The sequence below is a fragment of the Lentzea sp. NPDC054927 genome, assembly GCF_053610285.1.
Genome location: NZ_JBSGXZ010000004.1, coordinates 258,670 through 278,952 on the forward strand (window position 1 = coordinate 258,670; position 20,283 = coordinate 278,952).

Genomic DNA, 20,283 nt, shown 5'->3' on the forward strand with positions numbered 1-20,283 from the left:
GGCTGTGCGCCGGGTTGGGTGGAGTGTTGCTATTAGGACACTCGTCACTCAATCAGCCGCGAATCAGCCGAGTCGCTAGGTACCTTGCCCGCGGGAGTGGTGATGACTGACAACAACTTGCCAGGACCCGGCCAGCCGACGCCCCAGCCGGGGCAGCCGTCGGGGCCGCCCGGCCAACCGCAACAGCCGCCTGCCTACCAGCCGGCTCCGCAGCCGAACGCGCCCGCCAAGGGCAAGGGCCGCATGCGTGAGCAGCAGGCAGGTGTGACGCAGCCGCGCCAGGCGACGGTCGCCGAGCAACGCGCTCGTGCCGCCGCGCTGAAGGCGCAGCAGGAGCGGTTCGCCGCCGAGTCCGCCGCCTTCGAGAAGAAGCGCAAGACGCGCAAGCGCTGGCTCATCGGTGGCGGTGTCACCGTGGGCGTGGTCGCGCTGGTCGCGATCTGGTACGCGGCTGCCAGCCCGAAGAACGTCACGGCGCAGTGCACCGACTCGAACAACGTGATCGTCGACGACGACTACTGCGACGAGTCGTACTACCGCAGCCACGGCGGGTACACGAGCGGCGGCTTCATCTACATCGGCGGCAGCTCGTACCGGTACAACTACGGCAGCTCCGGCAACGTCGGGCAGAAGGCCGTCGGTGGCAGCTACACGGTCCCGAAGGGCGCGAACGTCACGACGAAGTCGGGCACGTCCGTCCAGCGCGGCGGGTTCGGCGTCAGCAGCGGCTCGTCCAGCAGCGGAGGCTGACCCCGTTGCGTCGTGAAACCTCGCAACCGCGGCCGAACTGGCAACGCACGGTCGCGGACCAGGGGATGGTCTTCGGGCTGCCCGCGAAGTACGCGAACGGCGCCGACCGCCCGTACTGGGACGAGTCGGTGCACTACGTGTTCGAGATGAGCGACATCCTGTCGCTCGAAGCCGACGTCGAGCTGCTCCACTCCATGTGCCTCGACGCGGTGGACAACGTGGTGCTCACCGAGCGGTACCGCGACTTCGGCATCGCCGAGTGGGTGTGGCCGCACATCGCCGAGTCCTGGCGGCGCCGCGACCCGCACGTCTACGGGCGCTTCGACCTGCGCTACGACGGTTCCGGCCCGGCGAAGATGCTCGAGTACAACGCCGACACGCCGACGTCACTGCTGGAAGCCGCGATCATCCAGTGGCACTGGAAGACCGACGTGTTCCCGGACGACGACCAGTGGAACTCGCTGCACGAGCAACTGGTCGCCCGGTGGACCGAGGTCGGCGCCAAGCTGCCGTCCAGCGAGGTGCACTTCAGCTGGTCCGGTGCCGACCCGTCCGGCGAGGACCACCTCACGGTCGCCTACCTGCAGGAGACGGCCGCCGAGGCTGGCTTGAACACCGTGGGTCTCGCGATCGAGGACATCGGCTGGGACACGCTGCTCAACCGGTTCGTCGACCTCGAAGAGTCCCCGATGAACACGGTGATCAAGCTCTACCCGTGGGAGTGGGTGGTCGAGGAGCAGTTCGGCCGCCACGCCGTGGAGTCGCTGCCCGGCACCCTGTGGGTCGAGCCGCTGTGGAAGATGCTGCTCTCCAACAAGGCGCTGCTCGCGATCCTGTGGGAGATGTACCCGGGCCACCCCAACCTGCTCCCGGCCTACCTGAACGACCCCGGCATGCTCACCGAGTACGTGCGCAAGCCGCTGCTCGGTCGTGAGGGGTCGAACATCCAGATCGTCGCTCCGGGCTACGAAACGCAGACCGGTGGCGTGTACGGCAAAGAAGGTTTCGTGTACCAGCTGTTCGATCCGCTTCCGGACTTCGACGGCTACCGCCCCGCGTTGGGCGCCTGGGTCGTCGGCGACACGTCGGCCGGCCTCGGCATCCGGGAAACGGTCGGTCTCGTGACCGACGATGGCGCGGCGTTCGTGCCGCATCGAATTGTTGAGTAAGACTCCGAAAGGGAACAGCACAATGACCCAGCAGCAGCTCGCGTTGGACCCCGGCTTCGGTGGAGTCATCGTCGGGAACATCGGTGCGATCGCGCTGTACGCCGTCGTCGGCCTGATTCTGATGGTCTTCGGCTTCTACGCGATCGACTGGACGACGCCGGGCAAGCTGTCCGCCCTGGTCCGCAACGGTGCACCGAACGCGGTCATCGTCACCGCGTCGGGGCTGGTCTCGATGGCCCTGATCATCGTCGTGGCGATCTGGAGCGCGCAGGGCAAGCTCAGCGAAGGCCTGCTGTCGGCGCTGATCTACGGCATCGTCGGCATCATCGTGCAGGTGGCGGCCGTCCGGCTGCTGGAGTGGGTGACCCGGCTGGACATCGGCGCGCTGATCGAGTCCGACCGCTTCGCGCCCGCTTCGGTCGTCGTGGCCGCGGCGCACGTGGCGCTCGGCCTCGTGGTGGGCGTGGCGATCATCTAGTCCGCGCTCGCCCCAGCTCGTCCGGCCCCACCTGGATATCCGCGTGAGTTGCGGAACAGGTGGGGTCTACCCTTTTCAGGGTGATTGACCTCAAGGTGTTGCGCGAGTTCCCGGAGACTGTGCGTGCGTCGCAGCGCGCCCGTGGCGAGGACGAAGGCGTCGTCGACGCCCTGCTGTCCGCGGACGAGCGCCGGCGTTCCGCCATCTCCCGCGCGGACACCCTGCGCGCCGAGCAGAAGGTGCTCGGCAAGGAGGTCGGCAAGGCCAAGGGTGACGAGCGCACGGCGTTGCTGGTGAAAGCGAAGGACCTGGCCGCCGAGGTCAAGGCCGCCGAGGCCGAGCAGAGCTCCACCAGCGAACTGGTCAACGAGCTCCTGGGCAAGATCCCGAACCTGGTGCACCCGGACGCGCCGGTCGGTGGCGAGGACGACTTCGTGGTCGTCAAGACGGTCGGTGAGCCGCGCGAGTTCGACTTCGAGCCGCTCGACCACCTCGACCTGGGCACTCGTCTCGGCGCGATCGACATGGAGCGCGGGGCCAAGGTCGGCGGCAGCCGGTTCTACTTCCTCAAGGGTGTCGGCGCGCAGCTGGAGCTCGCGCTGCTCAACATGGCGGCGGCGCAGGCCACGGCCAACGGCTTCGACCTGATGATCACGCCCACGCTGGTGCGGCCGGAGATCATGGCGGGCACCGGGTTCCTGGGTGCGCACTCGAGCGAGATCTACCACCTGCCCGACGACGACCTGTACCTCGTCGGCACGTCGGAGGTGCCGCTCGCCGGCTACCACGCCGACGAGATCCTCGACGGTGAGAAGCGGTACGCGGGCTGGTCGTCGTGCTACCGCCGTGAGGCCGGTTCGTACGGCAAGGACACCCGCGGCATCATCCGCGTGCACCAGTTCAACAAGGTCGAGATGTTCTCGTACGTGAAGCCGGAGGACGCCGAGGCGGAGCACGCCCGGCTGCTCGGGTGGGAAGAGGAGATGCTCGCCAAGATCGAGGTGCCCTACCGCGTCATCGACACGGCGACCGGCGACCTCGGCATGTCGGCGCACCGCAAGTTCGACTGTGAGGCGTGGGTGCCGACCCAGCAGAAGTACCGCGAGCTGACCTCGACGTCGAACTGCACCACGTTCCAGGCGCGCCGGTTGAACGTGCGCTACCGGGACGAGAACGGCAAGTCGCAGATCGCGGCCACGCTCAACGGCACGCTCGCCACGACCCGGTGGATCGTCGCGATCCTGGAGAACCACCAGAACGCGGACGGCTCGATCACGGTCCCCGAGGCCATGCGGCCGTACATGGGCACGGACGTGCTGAAGCCCCGCTAGACAGACAGACCGAACAAAACGGCGGGGGCTCGCGAACGAGCCCCCGCCGTTGTCGTCTTCGAATCAGGCGAGCGACGCCTCGGCCTGATCGGCCACGTGCTTCGCGATCTCCAGCGACGACGTGGCCGCGGGCGACGGCGTGTTCAGCACGTGCACCTGACGCGCGGCCGTCTCGAACAGGAAGTCGTCGACCAGCGAACCGTCGGGCAGCATCGCCTGTGCCCGCACGCCGGCCTCCGCGCGCACCAGGTCCTGCTCCTGCACGGCCGGCACGAGGCGCGCGAGCGAAGCGGCGAAACGCTTGCGGGAGAACGAACGCAGCACTTCCTCGAGGCCGGTGCGCGCGAACTTCTTCGCGAGCCGCCAGGTGCCGGGGAACTTCGCGACCTCGAACAGGTCGGTGGCCGAGAACTGCGACCACTTGTAACCCTCGCGGCGCAGGGCGAGCACCGCGTTCGGTCCTGCGTGGACACTGCCGTCGAGCATCCGGGTCAGGTGGACGCCGAGGAACGGCAGCGTGGGGTCCGGCACCGGGTAGATGAGGCCGCGCACCAGACCGCGGCGCTCCGGCGTCAGCTCGAAGTACTCGCCGCGGAACGGCACGATCGTCGCCGACGGGTCCAGGCCGGCCATCCGCGCGATGCGGTCGCTGTGGAGTCCGGCACAGTTCACCAGCGCGTCGGCGCGGACGATCCCCTGCGGAGTGGCCAATTCCACACCGGAACCGGTCTGCGACTGGCGGATGCCGAGCACTGGGCTGTTCAGCCGCAGGTCAGCGCCGTGGGCGTGGAGCAGCCGAACCAGCGCGGAGCACACGGCGGGGAAGTCGATGATGCCGGTGGACTCGACGCGCAGCGCGGCGACCGTGGCGACCTCCGGCTCGTACTCGCGGGCCTCGGCGGCGGAGATCATGCGGGCCGGCACGCCGTTGGCCTCCGCGCGCTCGGCGAGCGCGTTCAGCCGCCCGATCTCGTCCTCCGAAGTGGCCACGACGAGCTTGCCGCAGACCTCGAAGGGAACGCCGTGCTCCTTGGCGAAGTCCACAATGGAAGCGTTGCCCGCCACGGACATCCGCGCCTTGAACGAACCCGGCTTGTAGTACAGGCCGGCGTGCACGACGTTGCTGTTGTGGCCCGTCTGGTGCGCCGCCCAGTGGGATTCCTTCTCCAGCACGGTCACCTGGTGGCCGCGTCCTGCGAGCTCGTTGGCGACCGCCAGGCCGACGATCCCACCACCGATAACCGCGATGTGTCGCACGTCAAATCCTCGTCTTCCGGGTCCATTCGTGTTGCCAGTGCCGCGACCAGCGGCCTTGGCCGCGTCTTCGGCGCCCAGCAGGGCGCCTCACGGCACCGGCCCCACGCCCACAGCCAACCAGGATGCCGACGTGGGGCCGGCACCGCGATGCACCCGTCTGGACACCGAATACGGGGCCAAGGCCGCCGGTCGCGGCACTGAGGACACTACGGCCCACCCGCCGGTGATCGTCTCTCGCACCTATACACTCGGCGCCATCCACGCAGGGGAGAGGTATGTCTGAGCCCATCATTCTCGGCCAGCCCACCGTCGGTGACGAAGAGCTCGCCGCGATCGCCGAGGTCTTCAAGTCGGGGTGGCTCGCCGGTGCCGGACCGACCTGCCGCAAGTTCGAGGAGCGCTTCGCCGTCACGGCCGGCACCTCGCACGCGCTGACCACGAGCAACTGCGGTGCCGCACTGCACCTGGCGCTGCACGTCCTCGGTGCCAAGGCCGGTGACGAGGTCGTCGTCGCCGACTACACCTTCCCCGCCACCGGGCACGCCGTGATGTACACCGGCGCGAAGCCCGTGTTCGCCGACATCCGCCCGGACATCTGGACCGTGGACCCGGCCGCGGTCGAGGCCGCCATCACGCCGCGCACCACCGGCATCGTGGCCGTCGACCTCGCCGGCCAGCCCGCCGACTACGACGAGCTGCGCGCGATCGCGGACAAGCACGGCCTGTTCCTCATCGAGGACGCCGCATGTGCCGCGGGCGCGACCTACAAGGGCCGTCCGGCCGGCAGCCTCGCGGACATCGCCGCGTTCAGCTTCCACGGCCGCAAGGGCATCACCTCCGGCGAGGGTGGCGCGCTCACCACGAACAACGCCGAGTGGGACGCCAGGGTGCGCAAGCTGCACACCTACGGCATCGAGCCCGCGCTCGGCCGCGCGAGCAGCGACACGCTGCCCATCCCGACGTTCCACGAGCTGGGCTGGAACTACCGCCTCTCGGACGTCCAGGCCGCGATCATGAACGTGCAGCTCGACCGGCTGCCGAGCCTGCTCGCCGCCCGCACCCACGTCGCGGAGCGCTACGGCGAGCTGCTCAAGGGTGTCGAGGGCATCGAGCTGCCCGTCACGGCGCCGGACCGCACGCACCCGTGGCAGGCCTACATCATCACGATCGACCCGTCGATCAGCCGTGACCAGGTCGCGCTGAAGCTGCGTGAGCGCGGCGTGCAGTGCAACTTCGGCACGTACGCCTCGCACGTCCAGCCGATCTACGGGGCCACCGAGCCCTGCCCGGTGTCCGCGGACCTGTTCCGCCGGCACCTGGCCATCCCGATGCACGCGAACCTCACCGACGAAGAAGTCGAGCGCGCCGCGGAAGCGGTTCGCGAGGTTGTCGCCGAGCTTTCCTGACCGCCAGGTCGCACCCCGAGTACAAGGAGTTGACCGTCATGTCCGACCGCACCGTGTTCTTCACCGGTGGCGCCGGGTTCATCGGTATGCACGTCATCCCGCTCCTGCTGGAGCGCGGTTACAAGGTGCGCCTGTTCGACAACATGTCCCGCGGTGACCGCGCCAAGGTCAACGAGCTGGTCGCGACCGGCAACGTCGAGCTGATCGAGAAGGACGTCCGCTACGGCGGTGCGGTGCGGGAGGCCATGCGCGGCTGCACCCACGCGATCCACTTCGCGACGGTCTCGATCAACAAGAGCATCGCGGACCCGCACGAGTCGGTCGACATCAACATGACCGGCAACCACAACGTGTTCGCCGCCGCCGCGGACGAGGGCGTCAAGCGCCTGGTCTTCGCCTCGACCGCCTCGGTCTACGGCGACCCGAAGCGCCTGCCGATGCACGAGGACGACGAGCTTCGCCCGCTCACGCCGTACTGCATCACCAAGCGTGCCGGTGAGGACCTGCTGGGCTTCTACCAGCGCCAGAAGGGCCTCTCCTGGAACGCCCTGCGCTTCTTCAACGTGTACGGCCCCGGCCAGAAGATCGAGGCGTACTACACCTCGGTGATCAACCACTTCATCCAGCGCCTCCGTGCCGGCCAGCCGCCGGTCATCGACGGCAAGGGTGAGCAGTCGATGGACTTCATCCACGTCCACGACCTCGCGCGTTCCGTGGTGATGGCGATGGAGAGCGAGCAGGGCAACCTGCCGATCAACATCGGCACCGGCGTGGACACGTCCATCGCACAGCTGGCCAAGATCCTGATCCAGGCCGTCGGCGTCGACGTGGAGCCGCAGTTCAACCCGCGCGACGTGCTCGTGTCCCGTCGTGCCGCGGACATCACCCGTGCCAAGGAGATCCTCGGCTGGGAGCCGACCATCACGGTCGAGCAGGGCATGTCCGAGCTGGTGCGCGCCTCGGCTCCGGCCGAGTAGGGCAGCAGTGACCGAGCAGCAGAACTTCGACGAGCTCCACGGCCTGCCGCCGAACCCGTACAACCGGCACTCGTGGATCACCGGCGACCCGGAGATCGGCCCCGGCACCTGGATCGGGGCGTTCACCGTGCTCGACGGCTCCGGCGGGTTGAAGATCGGCGCGGGCTGCGACATCAGCAGCGGCGTGCAGATCTACACCCACAGCTCGATGAAGCGCTGCGTGTCGGGGCGTGAGTACCCGGTGGTCGACCGTGCACCGGTCACCATCGGGGATCGTGTCTTCCTCGGCGCGAACGCCGTGGTCAACATGGGCGTGACGATCGGGGACGAGGCGGTGGTCGGGGCGGGAGCCGTGGTCACCAAGGACGTGCCCGCGCGCACCGTCGTCGGTGGTGTGCCGGCGCGCCCGATCGGCACGGTCGAGCTCAGCGGGTCGGAAGTAAAAATCGGGCCCGTTTCCGGCTGACGCCTGTGAAGATCGCCGTCGTCAACAACTTCTACCCTCCGCGGGTGGGTGGTAGCGCCCACCTCGCGGAGGCGTTGGCGGAGGGTTACGTCCGCGCCGGGCACGAGGTCCTCGTGATCACGGCGGAGCATGCAGAGCAGCCGATGGACACCGTCCACAACGGTGTCCGCGTCCTGCGGTTTCCCGCGTTCCGGCTGCCCGAGACCCGGCTCGCGATCAACTTCGACATCGCCTTCACCGTCCGGCCCTCGCTGCCGCGGCGGCTGAACAAGGTGCTGGACGAGTTCGGGCCGGACGTCATCCACCAGCACGGTCAGTTCTTCGACCTGACGTGGTTCAGCGGTGTGTGGGCACGCAGGAACAACGTGCCCACGCTGCTGTCGGTGCACACCCGGCTGGAGAGCCCGACGTGGTTCTACCAGTTCGCCTTCAACCAGCTGGACAGGTTCGTGGTGGCGCCGTTCATGCGGCACTACCGGCCGACCTACGTCGTCATGGACGTCCAGATGGACGAGTACATCAAGCGGAAGTACAAGGGCAGCATCGGCGGCATGGTGCCGATCCCGGTCGGCGTCGAGCCGGAGTGGGTCCGCGGCGGCGACGGCACCATCATCCGCGCGCGGCACGACCTCGGTGACGACCCGATCATCCTGTCCACCGGCCACGTCATCCCGCTGCGCGACAGGCTCGCGCTCGTCGAGGCGATGCCCGCGGTGCTGCGCGAGGTGCCGGAGGCCAAGCTGGTGGTGGTCGGAGGTATCTACTTCGACCCGTTCCTCAAGCGCGCCACCGAACTGGGCGTGGAGAAGTCCATCATCACCACCGGTGGTGTGCCCAAGTCGGACATCCCGCACTACCTCGCCGCCGCGCAGGTGGAGTGCCACGAGATGCAGGGCTACGGCTTCGGCATCGCGAGCATCGAGTCCATGGCGGCCGGCGTGCCCGTCGTCGCGGCCGTGCGGGAGGACAACTTCTTCGACGTCCGGCTGGTCGACCGGGACAACGTGCACCTGGTCCCGCTCGGCGACACCGCGGAGCTCGCCGCCCGGCTGATCGAGGCGATCAAGGACCCGGCGGAGTCGAAGCACATCTCCGAGGCCGGCGTCGCGCTCGTGGACACGTACTTCACGATGGAAGTCGTGCTGCGCAAGCACCTCGAAGTATTGGCAGGCCTAGCCTCCCAACGCGGCTGACTCGGTTTCCGCATACTCGCACACGAGTGACCTATGTCACTCGTCTGGGTGAAACGATCCGATCTTCTCTCCGATAATCAGACAGGGGGGCGAGATCGTCTCGTGTCGCTTGGGGGCCTGGGGGCCTGCTGACTGTGCCGTCGTCCGCGCATGTGGGGGGCTTCTTCGGTACACCCTTCTCCACGGAGAAGCAGGAGAGAAATACATATGCAGCAGAAGTTGCGTGGTGGGGGCTCCCGCAACGTCGCGCGTGTTCTCGCGGCTTTCGCGGCGGCACTCGTTGCGGTGTCGCTCGTTCCCGGTGGCGCGTCCGCGGCGGCGGCACCGAAGCCACCGAAGCACGCCGAGATCAAGATGCACATGATGCCGGCCAAGAAGACCGGTGAGTTCGGCACCGCGTCCGCGTCCAGCGGTGGCAACGCCGGTGACTGGAACGGTGACACCAAGCACGACATCCTTGCCCGCCAGGCGGACAACGGTGCGCTGAAGGTCTACCAGCACCACGGCACGTACGCCGGTACCGGCACGTACGAGCCCGCTGTGGACATCAACTACGGCTGGAACGGCAAGCGCTGGATCGGCAGCGGCCGCATCAACAAGGACTCCCTGTCCGACGTGGTCGCGATCGACCACGTCAACGGCGGCATGGCCGTCTACGAGCACTCGGGCTCCTTCAACGGCACGAGCACGCTCGGCGCGGTCACCTTCGTCGGCGGCGGCTGGTACATCAACGACATCGTGTTCCTCCACGACGTCAACGGTGACGGCTTCGACGACATCGTCGCCCGCCGTGCCGGCACGGACGAGCTCTACATCTACCCGCACAACGGCGCGGGTGCGAGCGGCACCGGCATCAACGGCATGAACACCTTCGGTGCCCCGCAGCTGCTGGTGACGGGCGTGAAGGACGACGTCGAGCTGAACATGGCCGACGTGACCAAGGACGGCGTGCCGGACCTGGTGTTCCTGGCGAACGACGGCTGGCTCGGCGTGTTCTCCCCGACCAACGGTGGTCACGTCTGGTGGCTGTCGTACGGCTGGGAGACCATGAACGCGGTCAGCTTCGCCGACGTGAACTTCGACGGCAGCACCGACATCCTCGGCCGCACGCAGGGCGGCGTCCTGCAGGCCTACCGTCACACCGGCGTCTTCCAGCCGACCGGTGAGTACACCGCGTTCAACACGTTCCTGGCCCCCGAGTCCCTGGGCTGGGGCTGGAACACGAACAACGTGATCAGCTAGTAGATCGCGTCTGACACAACAAGAAGGGCCGGCCCAATCGGGCCGGCCCTTCTTCGTGTTCTGTTCCTCAGTGGACGGTCAGACCGCCGTGCGGGAGCTCTCCAGCACGCTGGCCACCACGCGGTGCGCCGGAAGGATCGACCGGCGCTCGTCGTCCGCGTCGACCTTGCCCTCGATCAGGTCGAGGAAGCGGTCGAGCTGGGTGGCGAGCGGCTCGCGCGCCGACAGCAGCTCCGGAATCTCGATCACGGCCTGCTGGCGGTAACCGAGACCGTCCGCGGTGGCCGCGTCGTGCGAGACGTGCCGGTAGATCGTGACGTCGCGGCGCAGCAGGTCGATCTCGATGAGACGGTCCAGTTCGGACACGACCAGCGAACGAACCTTGCGCTGACCGATGCGGCTGGCCGACACGGTCGCGAGACCGGTCGGGAACGTCAGCACGGTCTCGACGTTGTCCTCCGCGCCCGGCAGCGAGTCCGGGTGGAAGTTGCCGACGCCTGCGGTGACGCGCTGAGGCTCGACCCCGCCGAAGCACTGGATCGCGAGGTCGACGTCGTGGACCAGGAGGTCCCACGAGACGCCGGTCTTGATCCGCGGCGCGTACGGGCTGTGCCTGCGCGCCATCACGTGCACCGGCTCGTTGATGAGGTGCAGTGCGGTCAGCACGGCCGGGTTGTAGCGCTCCAGCAGACCGCACATCATCGGGACGCCGAGCTTCTCCGACAGCCCGACGACCTCCTCCGACTTGTGCAGGTCGTCGCACACCGGCTTCTCCACCAGCAGCGGCTTGCCCTGGTTGAGAACCTCGAGCGCCAGCTTGTGGTGCGCCTCGGTGGCAGCGGCCAGGATGACGGCGTCGACGTCCTCGAGCGAACCGATCTCGGGGGACCACGCGGCGTCGAAGCGATCCGCGACGGCCTTGCCGGCCTCCTCGCGGGGGTCGACGACGCGAACCAGCTTGGCGCGCTCGTTCTGCGACGTCACACGGGCGTGCAGCGAGCCCATCGAGCCGGTGCCGATGAGGGCGATGCGGTGCGGCTTGCTCATGCTCCGAACACCTCCCGCACGGACGTGACGATCGTCTCCAGCTCGGCGTCGGTGAGCTTCGGGTGCACCGGCAGCGACAGCGCCTGCTCGGCGACCTTCTTCGCCACCGGGACATCCGACGTGATGACGTCCGCACGGTCGCGGTAGCAGTCGTAGTCGAACACCAGCTTCGGGTAGTAGATCCCGTTGCCGATGCCCTTCTCGGACAGCTTCGCGGCGAGCTCGTCGCGGGTCACCGGGGCGTCGTCGCCGACGAGGACCGTGTACTGGTGCCACACGTGCTCACGGCCGGACAGCACGGCGGGAACCGTGAGACCGGGCACGTCCGCGAGGCCCTTCGACAGCGCCTCCGCGTTGCGCTGGCGAGCCTTGGTGAGCTGCGGCAGCTTCTCGAGCTGCGGGATGCCGACGGCGGCGTGCAGGTCGGTCAGGCGGTAGTTGTGGCCCGCCATCTCGTACTGGTAGCGAGCGCGCATGCCCTGGTTGCGCATGACCCGCAGCTTGTCCGCCAGCGCGTCGTCGGACGTCGTGATGACGCCGCCCTCCGCCGTGGTGATGTTCTTCGTCGCGTAGAGCGAGAAGCAGCCGATGCCGAAGCTGCCGGCCGGCTTGCCCTCGTACGTCGCGCCGACCGCCTGCGCCGAGTCCTCGACGATGGTCAGGCCGTGCTCCTGGGCCAGCGGGACGAGACGGCCCATGTCCGCCATCTGGCCGTAGAGATGCACCGGCATGAGGACCTTGGTGCGGTCGGTGATCTGCGCAGCGACCTTCTCCGGGTCGATGTTGAAGTCGTCGGTGCTGATGTCCGCGAACCGCGCGGTCGCACCTGCCTCCAGAATTGCGTTCAGCGTCGCCACGAAGGTGAACGGGGTCGTGATGACCTCGTCACCCGGCTTCAGGTCGAGCGCTTGGATCGACGCCACGAGCGCGGTCGTGCCGTTGTTGACGGCGATCGCGTGTGACACACCGGCGACCGAGGCGAAGGCGTCTTCGAACCGCTTCACCATGGGGCCCTGGGCGATGACGCCGGACCTGAGCACCTCGAGAACGAGCGGCTCGGCGTCCTGAACGTCCACGACAGTGATGGGGATCATGCAGCAGTCTTTCGCTCCGGAGACGGTGGGCCGCGTCCGGTACAGTGACTGTTCGTCCCGCCCCTTGACGCGGGAAGACACGTTACCTCCCGATCGCGGCCATGTTGCCGTGGGCCTGCGTGAGGTAACGCAGGTAACTCCGGGCTTACGCAGGAACGGGTCTTGTGACTAACCGTATTCATCCCACCGCCATCATCGGCGACGGTGTCGAGCTGGGTGACGACAACGTCATCGGGCCTTACTCGGTCGTCGTCGGTCCCTGCCGGATCGGCAACGGCAACTGGATCGGCCCGCACGTCACGATCGGCACGCCGGCCGAGGACCGCAACGGTCCGCATCCCGTCGCCTGGGAGGGCGAGCTGGACGGTCATGGCGTCAACATCGGCGACAACAACCGCATCCGCGAATACGTGACGGTCCACCAGGGCACGCACCGCGAGACGACCATCGGCGACGGCAACTACCTGCTCGTGCGCAGCCACGTCGGCCACGACGTGGTGCTGCACGACGCCATCACCCTCGCCTGCACGGTGCAGCTCGGCGGTCACACGGTCGTCTGGTCGCACGCCAACGTCGGCATGAGCACCGTCGTGCACCAGAGCTGCGAGATCGGTCCCGGCGCGATGGTCGGCATGGGTTCCGCCGTCCGCAAGACGGCCGACCCGTTCACGATCAGCGTCGGCAACCCGGCCAGGGTGACCGGCATCAACGTCGTCGGCCTGAGCCGCCGCGGCTGCGACGAGGAGACGATCACCGCACTGGAGCCGTTCCTGAAGGGCAAGGGCGAACTGCCCTCCTCAGGGCTCCCCGAGGAGATCGCCTCCCTGCTGAAGGCATGGGCCGATCGCGCGCCCGCGCACTGACATCCAGACCCGAGTCCCGAGACCCGAGCACAGAAAGATCGAGAACCAAATGGCGCTGAACGACCGGCTTCGCACCGTCTTCGTGGAGTCCCTCGGCCTCGACGAGGACGTCGACGTGGAGAACCTGAAGTACCGCGACATCGAGCAGTGGGACTCCGTGGGCCACATGGCGCTGGTGGCCGCGATCGAGGACGAGTTCGACGTCGAGCTCGACACCGAGCAGGTCATCGACATGAGCAGCTTCAAGGTCGCCGTCGACATGCTGAAGGGCCTCGGCGTCGAGGACTGATCTCATCGGTTCTGGCGAGGGCCGGCCTCCTGGGGAGGTCGGCCCTTTGCGTGTTCCGGGTCAGGCGAGCGCGGCGGTCACGGCGTTCTTGAACAGCTTCGACATGGCCGGGTCGTTGTCGAGCGCGCCGTTGAACGTGAGCGAGCCGACGCTGAAGGCCCAGCCGCCGTTGGCCTTCGCGGCCTGGACGATGTTCGCCCCGCCGGACTGCCCGCCCTCGGCGATGATCTGCACGCCGGACAGCCCGCCCAGCGGGGTGGCGTCCATCTCCCACCCGCTCGCGGCCCCGTTGTAGCCGGTCAGGCCGAACTGGCTGCCCACCGTCAGTCCCGTACCGGCGAGGAACGGGTGGTCGACGATCACCTCGTACGGCTCGAACGTGAGGTACGCGCCGGTGTAGGACACCCCGAGCACGTCCGAGGGTGGCATCCCGTGGTTCTCGTACGGGATCCGGTTGCCGTTCGGATCCCGGTGCACCGCCGTCGTGTCGCTGTCGGCGAGGTCGAGCGGTTCGTAGATCGCGTTGCCGCTCGGCGCGAGCACCTTGCCGCCCGCGTTGAGGTAGGCGAGGAGCCGGGTGCGCATGGTGACCGTCCAGTACTCGGGGTGCGTGCCCAGCACCACCGCCTTGTACTGGCCGATCCAGCTCGCCGACTGGTGCAGGTCGAGGTCCTGGTAGCAGTCGTACGCGAACCCGTTGGCGGTCAGCCAGCGGAGCAGCAGCAGGTCGCTGTACCAGCGTGCGTCCAGCCTCCCCGGTGCGCTCAGGACCGCGTTCTCGGCAGGGCGCCGCAGGGTGACGTATCGGTTCGTCGGCACGATGTCCCAGGTGTACTGGCTGTGGCCGCCCCACGCGTTGTAGGCGTTGTGCGTGAAGGTCGGTAGCAGCACCGCGAGCTGGTTGACGGGTGCGGCGGGCTTCACCACGAACGGCACGTGCCGTTTCATGCCGAGCGGACCTGACAGCGTCGCCGCGTAGAGCCCGCTCTGCCAGTTCGCGCCGACGGGCACGGAGAAGGTGTCGGCCCATCCGCAGCCGCTGCGCCGGTAGCCGTTCTGCACCAGCTGGAGCGCTCCGGGGACGGTGACCGGACCCCACACCGTGGTGCCGCCCGACGGCAGTGGACCTGTCAGCCGCTGCACGCTCGCGGCGAACGAGCCGACCGTCGACGACACCTTCACGCCGAGCGACGAGCCGGTCGACGCCGACCACGAAGCGGCGTACCCCTGCAGGTTGGCGGTCCGGCAGGTGGTCCAGCCGGTGCCGACCAGCGTGCCGACGTTGTTCGCCCACGACGGGGCGCCGTTGAGCGGGATGCTCTGCCAGTTGTTCAGGCGGAACCAGTTGAGCTCGTGGTCGCGGGCCGGCGGGGACGAGCGGTTGATGAACACCGTGTAGAGCGAGCCGCCCATGGCGATGAACTCGCGCTGGTACTCGGCTGTCCAGCCGGTGCCGATCGCGACCGGTTCACCGCTGTTGGCCCAGGTGCCGCCGCCGGTGTGCTTGAACCAGTGGAGTTCCTCACCCTGTTTGACCGCGTAGATCACGCCGCCCTGGTCGGCGACGTACTGCTGGTAGAACTTGAGACCCGTCTTGACCAGCAGGCCCACGCCGCCGTTGGCCCACGCGCCCGGCCCGGTCGTGCCGTTGCCGGCGACGTAGCGGAACCAGAAGAGCTTGCCGTCGCCGTCGACCGCGTAGATCTCGCCGTTCCACCCGCCGAAGACCTGCACGTACTGGTCGAAGCCGGTGCCGATGACCGTGGCGCCGTTGGGTGCCCACGTGTCCGTCGCGGCGAGGTACTTGTACCAGCGGACGGTTCCGTCACCCGCGAAGCCGAACAGCTGGCCGTCCGCGGCGCCGAGCACCGTGGTGAAGACGTGCCAGCCCGAGTTGATCAGCCGGCCGACGCCCCCGTTCGCCCAGCTGACCGCGCCCGTCTGCCATCCGAGGTGGCGGTAGTGCAGCAGACGGCCGTCCGCCTGGACGCTGAAGATGTGACCGTCGCCTCCCGCGACCATGCGCAGTTGCGACTGTTCCAGGTCGATCGGCATAAATACCCCCTTCGACCAGCACTTTCCGGTGTAGTGATGGTCGGCGGGGATGTCCAACTGTTTCGTTTTGACGAAATACTTGACGCATTCGTTGTGAAACAGCACACGCTCAGGTACGCGAGATGATCAAGAAGTCCAGCCGGGTACGCTCGTCGGGACTCGCGGAATCGACTTCGTACGGGACTGATGTCGTAGTGATTGACCTGACCAGCAAGGTTGCAGTGGTGACCGGCGGTACCCGTGGCATCGGGTTCCAGACGGTCCGCGCGCTCGCCGAGGCCGGGGCAGCCGTCGTGCTCACCGGCCGGGACGAGGCGTCGGCCAAGGAGCGCGCCGCCGAGGTCGCAGCCGAGTTCGACGCCGACGTGACGGGGGTGGCGCTCGACGTCACCGACTCCAAGGCGGTCACCTCGGTCATCCGCGGCATCGGCAAGGAGCGCGGCAGGCTCGACATCGTCGTCGCGAACGCCGGTGTGCTCGAGGACGCGCTGATCGGCATGATCCGCGACGACCTCGTCGAGCGGATGCTCACGACGAACGTGGCCGGCACGATCTACACGGTCCAGGCCGCCGCGCGCGTGATGCAGCGCCACAAGACCGGTGCCATCGTCGTGCTCGCGTCGATCGTCGGCGAGAACGGCAGCGCGGGTCAGACCGCCTATGCCGCCTCCAAGGCCGCGGTCGGCAACATCGCCAGGTCCGCCTCCAAGGAGCTCGGCCGGTCCGGTATCCGGGTCAACGGCGTCGCTCCCGGCGTGATCGAGACCGCCATGACCGCGCACCTGGGCGAGGACGTCATCGCCGGGCGCGTCGAGGACACCTCGCTGCGCCGGCTCGGCAAGCCCGAGGAGGTGGCGAAGGCCATCCGCTTCCTGGTGAGCGACGAGGCCTCGTTCATCACGGGTCAGGTGCTCGGCGTCGACGGCGGACTCGTGCTGTGACCGCGCTGATTCGCGGCGACGCCAGGCTGGTCGACGCGACCAGCGGTGAGTCGTGGCAGGGCGATGGTCTGCGCACCGAGGTCGCGGCCGTCGGCGGCGTGCTCGCCGGACTGCCCGCGGGTGTGCTGTTCGCCCGCACCTCCATCGACGTGCCGAGCGTGCTGCGCTACCTCGGCGCGTTCGAGGCAGGCCGTGCCGTCGCACTGCTCGACGCTGGCCAGGAGCGCGACGTCCTGCTGGAGCTGGTCGCCCGGTTCCGCCCGGCCGCCGTGCTGGGTGCCGACGGCGAGGCGCCGGAGGGCTACCGCGCTGCGGACGCAGGCGGTCACGCCTGGGTGAGGGAGAGCGCCGACGGCGTCGAGCCGCACCCCGATCTCGCGGTGCTGCTGCCGACCAGCGGTTCCACCGGCAACCCGAAGTTCGTGCGGTTGTCCCGTGCCGCCGTGCTGGCCAACGCCGACGCCATCGCCGAGGTGCTCGGCATCGACTCCGCCGAGGTCGCCCCGACCAGCCTGCCGCTGCACTACAGCTACGGCATGTCGGTGCTGAACAGCCACATGGTGCGCGGCGCCACGGTGGTCGTCGAGCCCGGCGGCGTGATAGGCAGGACGTTCTGGCAGGCCGTCGAGGAGCACAAGATCACCTCGCTGGCCGGCGTCCCGTACCACTACGAGATGCTCAAGCGGCTCAAGTTCGACCCTGCCAAGTACCCGACCCTGCGCACGATCACGCAGGCCGGCGGCAAGCTGCGCGAGGACCTCGTCACCGCGTTCAACGACAAGATGACCGCGGTCGGCGGCCGGATGTTCGTCATGTACGGACAGACAGAGGCCGCGCCGCGAATGGCCACCGTGCCTGCGGAGAAGCTCGCCGAGAAGATCGGTTCGGCCGGTCCGTCGCTGCCCGGCGGCACCTTCTCCATCCGCCTGGACGACGGCTCCGAGACGAGCGAGCCCGAGGTCGTCGGCGAGGTGCTCTACCGCGGCCCGAACGTGATGATGGGCTACGCGGAGACCGAGGCCGAACTCGCGGAAGGCGACGTGACCGGCGGCGTGCTGGCGACGGGCGACCTCGGCCGGCTGGACGCGGACGGGTACCTGCACATCACCGGCAGGCTCAAGCGGATCGGCAAGATCTTCGGCAACCGCGTCAACCTCGACGACCTGGAACAAATGCTGCGGGGTGCGGGGTTGGACATCGGTGCGGCGGCCGCCATGCCCGCCGGTGACAAGGTCGTCATCTGGCTGGAGAACTGCGCCGCTGACACGCGCAAGGCAGCAGCGAAGGCCCTCGCCGAGAAGCTGCACCTGCACGTGACCGGATTCGACGTGCGGGACATCGACGCCCTGCCGCTGCTGCCCAGCGGCAAGATCGACTACCGCTCCCTGGAGGGACGGGCGTGACTGTCACAGCGGAAGGCGTGTTCGGGCTGAGCCAGACCGAGCGCGAGGCGGCGCTGCTGCCCAAGCTCAGCGAGCTCACCGAGCACCACCGGGCCAACTGCGAGCCCTACGACCGGATTCTCGGCGCGCTCGGCACCCCGCGCGGCACGGTGTACGACACCGTCGAGCAGCTGCCCTGGCTGCCGGTGCGGATGTTCAAGCACCACGTGCTCAAGAGCGTGCCGGACGACCAGGTCTTCAAGGTGCTCACCTCGTCCGGCACCACCGGCGCCGAGGTCTCCCGGATCTACCTGGACAAGGAGGCCGCGGCCGACCAGCCGCGCTACCTCGGCAACACGCTGCGCACGGTGCTCGGCGACCAGCGCCTGCCGATGCTGATGGTCGACACCATCGCCATCATCAAGAACCGCCGGTCCTTCTCCGCGCGTGGTGCCGGCGTGCTCGGCATGGCGAACTTCGGCCGCAAACACGTCTACGCGCTGGACGAGAACGACCGCCCGGACGTCGAGGCGATCAAGGGCTTCCTCGCGAACCACGGCGACCAGCCGTTCCTCATCTTCGGCTTCACCTTCATGGTGTGGCAGTACCTCTACGAGGTCGCCCGCGAGCACCGGCTCGACCTGTCGAACGGCATCCTGATCCACTCCGGTGGCTGGAAGAAGCTGATCGACCGCGCCGTCGACAACGCCGAGTTCCGCCGCCGGTTCGCCGAGGACACCGGTCTCACCCGGATCCACAACTACTACGGCATGGTCGAGCAGCTCGGCACCGTGTTCCTGGAGGGACCGTCGGGCAACTCGCTCTACTGCCCCGACTTCGCCGACATCGTGATCCGCGACCCGGAGACGTGGGCCGAGCAGCCGGTCGGCAAGCCCGGCGTCATCGAGGTCGTCAGCACCGTGCCGAGGTCGTACCCCGGGCACGTGCTGCTGACCGAGGACCTCGGCGTCGTGCACGGCATCGACGACGGCGACTGGCCGGGCAAGCGGTTCTCCGTGCTCGGCAGGCTGCCGCGCGCCGAGGCCCGTGGTTGTTCCGACACCTTCAGCGGGAGCCCGGCGTGAGCATCCAGCAACGTTTCCCCGCGGGCCCGGACGTCGAGGTCGACGCGCTGCTCGCGGACCTGGCACAGGAGCCGGAAGGCGGCCGGCTGAAGGTCGGCGACGAGCGGATCGTGCAGTTCCTGGTGAAGTTCGCGCGCAAGCTGCTCGCGCCCGCCGTCGCCCGGCGCTACCCCGAGCTCGCCTCCCTGGGCTTTTTCCTGCGCAAGGGCGAGATCGCCAAGGCGATCGCGAGCCTGGAGACGTCCGGCGACGCGATGCGCTTCCCGCGCGGGCTCGTCTTCCACGTGCCGCCCGCCAACGTGGACACGATCTTCGTGTACTCGTGGGCGCTTTCCGCGCTGGCCGGCAACCCGAACGTCGTGCGGATCTCCCAGCGTTCCGCCGGTGCCGCGGAGGCCGTCCTCGAAGCGCTGAACGAGGCGCTCGCCGACGCGCACCCCGCCGTCGCGCAGACGCAGCGGATGGTCACGTACGGCCGCGACGAAGTGGTGACGTCCGCGTTCTCCGCCGCCTGCGAGCTGCGCGTGATCTGGGGCGGCGACCGCTCGGTCACCGAGGTGCGCAAGAGCCCGATCGGCCCGCAGGCACGCGACCTGACCTTCCCCGACCGCGCGTCCTTCGCCGCCATCTCGGTCGCCGGCTGGGAGGCCGCGACGCCCGAGCAGCGCCGTGACGCCGCGATCGGGTTCTACAACGACTCGTACTGGTTCGACCAGGCTGCCTGCTCCTCGCCGCGCACCCTGTTCTGGGTCGGCGCGGACGAGGGCGCGAAGCGGGGGCGCGAGGAGTTCCTCACGCTGCTCTCCGAGGTCGTCGAGAGCAAGCACTTCGTGGTCGAACCGGCGATGGCCGTGCAGAAGAGGGTCTCCGCGTACGGTGTCGCGGCCGAGGGCCACGTGACCGAGATCCGCTTCTCCGGCAACGCCGTGGCCACCCTGGAGCTGGCGGAACCGACCGCGGTGCCACGCGAGTGGCTGGGGGTCGGTACCTTTCCCCAGACGACCGTGAGCAACCTCACCGCGCTCGTGGACGTCGTGCAACGGAAGGACCAGACGCTGAGCGTCTTCGGGTTCGACCGCCCAGAGGTGGTCGAGTTCGTGCACGCGCTCGCCGGACGCGGGATCGACCGCGTTGTGCCGTTCGGCTCCGCACTCAGCTTCGCCGCGGTGTGGGACGGCTACGACCTGCTGGCTGAGTTCAGCAGGCTGACCACCGTCACGGTCTGAGCCGATGTCCACCAACTCGCCCAGTGCTCGTA

Annotated in this window: 19 protein-coding genes; 15 read left to right on the forward strand and 4 right to left on the reverse strand. The window is 68.4% G+C overall.

Translation table 11 applies throughout. The features are described from left to right. Positions 1-102 precede the first annotated feature (102 nt). From ACWGE0_RS09415 to serS, 4 genes are all read left to right on the forward strand, one after another. Positions 103-750 carry a hypothetical protein gene (locus ACWGE0_RS09415; RefSeq protein WP_452260427.1) on the forward strand — a complete coding sequence of 216 codons (648 nt, stop codon included), beginning with the start codon at positions 103-105 and terminating at the stop codon, positions 748-750. A 5-nt stretch (positions 751-755) separates the two neighbouring features. Further along, positions 756-1,919 carry a glutathionylspermidine synthase family protein gene (locus tag ACWGE0_RS09420; protein WP_319967275.1) on the forward strand — a complete coding sequence of 388 codons (1,164 nt, stop codon included), beginning with the start codon at positions 756-758 and terminating at the stop codon, positions 1,917-1,919. Positions 1,920-1,941: 22 nt separating this feature from the next. Continuing rightward, positions 1,942-2,397 carry a DUF350 domain-containing protein gene (locus ACWGE0_RS09425; protein WP_319967276.1) on the forward strand — a complete coding sequence of 152 codons (456 nt, stop codon included), beginning with the start codon at positions 1,942-1,944 and terminating at the stop codon, positions 2,395-2,397. 80 nt (positions 2,398-2,477) lie between these two features. Beyond that, entirely contained in the window at positions 2,478-3,728 is a 1,251-nt protein-coding gene (gene serS / locus ACWGE0_RS09430; protein WP_452260428.1) for a serine--tRNA ligase, read from the forward strand. A 63-nt stretch (positions 3,729-3,791) separates the two neighbouring features. On the opposite strand, the gene lhgO is transcribed toward serS, so the two are convergent. Continuing rightward, positions 3,792-4,985 (reverse strand): L-2-hydroxyglutarate oxidase, encoded by a 1,194-nt coding sequence (gene lhgO / locus ACWGE0_RS09435; RefSeq protein ID WP_452260429.1) that lies wholly within the window; start codon positions 4,983-4,985, stop codon positions 3,792-3,794. A gap of 275 nt (positions 4,986-5,260) precedes the next feature. Here lhgO and ACWGE0_RS09440 point away from each other — a divergent pair, with 275 nt between their 5' ends. The 5 genes from ACWGE0_RS09440 (at position 5,261) to ACWGE0_RS09460 (ending at position 10,269) form a co-directional block, all read left to right on the forward strand. Beyond that, positions 5,261-6,391, forward strand: a complete 1,131-nt coding sequence (locus ACWGE0_RS09440; protein WP_319967279.1) for a DegT/DnrJ/EryC1/StrS family aminotransferase — start codon at positions 5,261-5,263, stop codon at positions 6,389-6,391. Positions 6,392-6,429: 38 nt separating this feature from the next. Continuing rightward, a complete protein-coding gene (locus ACWGE0_RS09445) occupies positions 6,430-7,368 on the forward strand; it encodes an NAD-dependent epimerase/dehydratase family protein (protein WP_452260430.1) in 939 nt (312 codons plus the stop codon). 7 nt (positions 7,369-7,375) lie between these two features. Next, positions 7,376-7,834, forward strand: coding sequence for an acyltransferase (locus tag ACWGE0_RS09450; RefSeq protein ID WP_319967281.1), 459 nt, complete (start codon positions 7,376-7,378; stop codon positions 7,832-7,834). A gap of 5 nt (positions 7,835-7,839) precedes the next feature. Further along, positions 7,840-9,027, forward strand: a complete 1,188-nt coding sequence (locus ACWGE0_RS09455) for a glycosyltransferase family 4 protein (RefSeq protein WP_452260431.1) — start codon at positions 7,840-7,842, stop codon at positions 9,025-9,027. A gap of 207 nt (positions 9,028-9,234) precedes the next feature. Then, positions 9,235-10,269: an FG-GAP repeat domain-containing protein gene (locus ACWGE0_RS09460; protein WP_452260432.1), complete on the forward strand. Its 1,035-nt coding sequence runs from the start codon at positions 9,235-9,237 to the stop codon at positions 10,267-10,269. A gap of 78 nt (positions 10,270-10,347) precedes the next feature. Here the strand turns inward: ACWGE0_RS09460 and ACWGE0_RS09465 are convergent, their stop codons facing one another. Continuing rightward, on the reverse strand, positions 10,348-11,316 hold the full coding sequence (locus tag ACWGE0_RS09465; RefSeq protein WP_452260433.1) for a Gfo/Idh/MocA family protein: 969 nt from the start codon (positions 11,314-11,316) through the stop codon (positions 10,348-10,350). Then, a complete protein-coding gene (locus tag ACWGE0_RS09470) occupies positions 11,313-12,410 on the reverse strand; it encodes a DegT/DnrJ/EryC1/StrS family aminotransferase (RefSeq protein ID WP_452260434.1) in 1,098 nt (365 codons plus the stop codon). The genes ACWGE0_RS09465 and ACWGE0_RS09470 overlap by 4 nt, the downstream gene beginning before the upstream one ends. A 164-nt stretch (positions 12,411-12,574) precedes the next feature. On the opposite strand from ACWGE0_RS09470, the gene ACWGE0_RS09475 reads away from it, so the two are divergent. Together ACWGE0_RS09475 and ACWGE0_RS09480 are read left to right on the forward strand one after the other, a co-directional pair. After that, positions 12,575-13,273 (forward strand): acyl-ACP--UDP-N-acetylglucosamine O-acyltransferase family protein, encoded by a 699-nt coding sequence (locus tag ACWGE0_RS09475; protein ID WP_319967286.1) that lies wholly within the window; start codon positions 12,575-12,577, stop codon positions 13,271-13,273. 49 nt (positions 13,274-13,322) lie between these two features. After that, the gene (locus tag ACWGE0_RS09480) at positions 13,323-13,562 is read left to right on the forward strand and encodes an acyl carrier protein (protein WP_319967287.1); all 240 of its coding nucleotides are present in this window, start codon (positions 13,323-13,325) and stop codon (positions 13,560-13,562) included. 60 nt (positions 13,563-13,622) lie between these two features. Here ACWGE0_RS09480 and ACWGE0_RS09485 read toward each other — a convergent pair whose 3' ends face one another. Then, a complete protein-coding gene (locus ACWGE0_RS09485; protein ID WP_452260435.1) occupies positions 13,623-15,617 on the reverse strand; it encodes a N,N-dimethylformamidase beta subunit family domain-containing protein in 1,995 nt (664 codons plus the stop codon). Positions 15,618-15,811: 194 nt separating this feature from the next. Between ACWGE0_RS09485 and ACWGE0_RS09490 the strand changes: the two genes are divergently transcribed. The 4 genes from ACWGE0_RS09490 to ACWGE0_RS09505 are packed head-to-tail and all read left to right on the forward strand — an operon-like array spanning position 15,812 to position 20,251. Beyond that, entirely contained in the window at positions 15,812-16,558 is a 747-nt protein-coding gene (locus tag ACWGE0_RS09490) for an SDR family NAD(P)-dependent oxidoreductase (RefSeq protein ID WP_452260436.1), read from the forward strand. Next, positions 16,555-17,961, forward strand: coding sequence for an AMP-binding protein (locus ACWGE0_RS09495; protein WP_452260437.1), 1,407 nt, complete (start codon positions 16,555-16,557; stop codon positions 17,959-17,961). The genes ACWGE0_RS09490 and ACWGE0_RS09495 overlap by 4 nt, the downstream gene beginning before the upstream one ends. Then, a complete protein-coding gene (locus ACWGE0_RS09500; protein WP_452260438.1) occupies positions 17,958-19,025 on the forward strand; it encodes a LuxE/PaaK family acyltransferase in 1,068 nt (355 codons plus the stop codon). The genes ACWGE0_RS09495 and ACWGE0_RS09500 overlap by 4 nt, the downstream gene beginning before the upstream one ends. Beyond that, positions 19,022-20,251, forward strand: coding sequence for an acyl-CoA reductase (locus ACWGE0_RS09505; protein WP_452260439.1), 1,230 nt, complete (start codon positions 19,022-19,024; stop codon positions 20,249-20,251). The genes ACWGE0_RS09500 and ACWGE0_RS09505 overlap by 4 nt, the downstream gene beginning before the upstream one ends. Positions 20,252-20,283: the final 32 nt, after the last annotated feature.

Excerpts from the sequence above, each read along its gene's own strand:
- ACWGE0_RS09415 (WP_452260427.1), top strand. The coding sequence starts at position 103 with ATGACTGACAACAACTTGCCAGGACCCGGCCAGCCGACGCCCCAGCCG.
- ACWGE0_RS09425 (WP_319967276.1), top strand. The coding sequence starts at position 1,942 with ATGACCCAGCAGCAGCTCGCGTTGGACCCCGGCTTCGGTGGAGTCATC.
- ACWGE0_RS09440 (WP_319967279.1), top strand. The coding sequence starts at position 5,261 with ATGTCTGAGCCCATCATTCTCGGCCAGCCCACCGTCGGTGACGAAGAG.
- ACWGE0_RS09445 (WP_452260430.1), top strand. The coding sequence starts at position 6,430 with ATGTCCGACCGCACCGTGTTCTTCACCGGTGGCGCCGGGTTCATCGGT.
- ACWGE0_RS09460 (WP_452260432.1), top strand. The coding sequence starts at position 9,235 with ATGCAGCAGAAGTTGCGTGGTGGGGGCTCCCGCAACGTCGCGCGTGTT.
- ACWGE0_RS09465 (WP_452260433.1), bottom strand. The coding sequence starts at position 11,316 with ATGAGCAAGCCGCACCGCATCGCCCTCATCGGCACCGGCTCGATGGGC.
- ACWGE0_RS09470 (WP_452260434.1), bottom strand. The coding sequence starts at position 12,410 with ATGATCCCCATCACTGTCGTGGACGTTCAGGACGCCGAGCCGCTCGTT.
- ACWGE0_RS09480 (WP_319967287.1), top strand. The coding sequence starts at position 13,323 with ATGGCGCTGAACGACCGGCTTCGCACCGTCTTCGTGGAGTCCCTCGGC.
- ACWGE0_RS09485 (WP_452260435.1), bottom strand. The coding sequence starts at position 15,617 with ATGCCGATCGACCTGGAACAGTCGCAACTGCGCATGGTCGCGGGAGGC.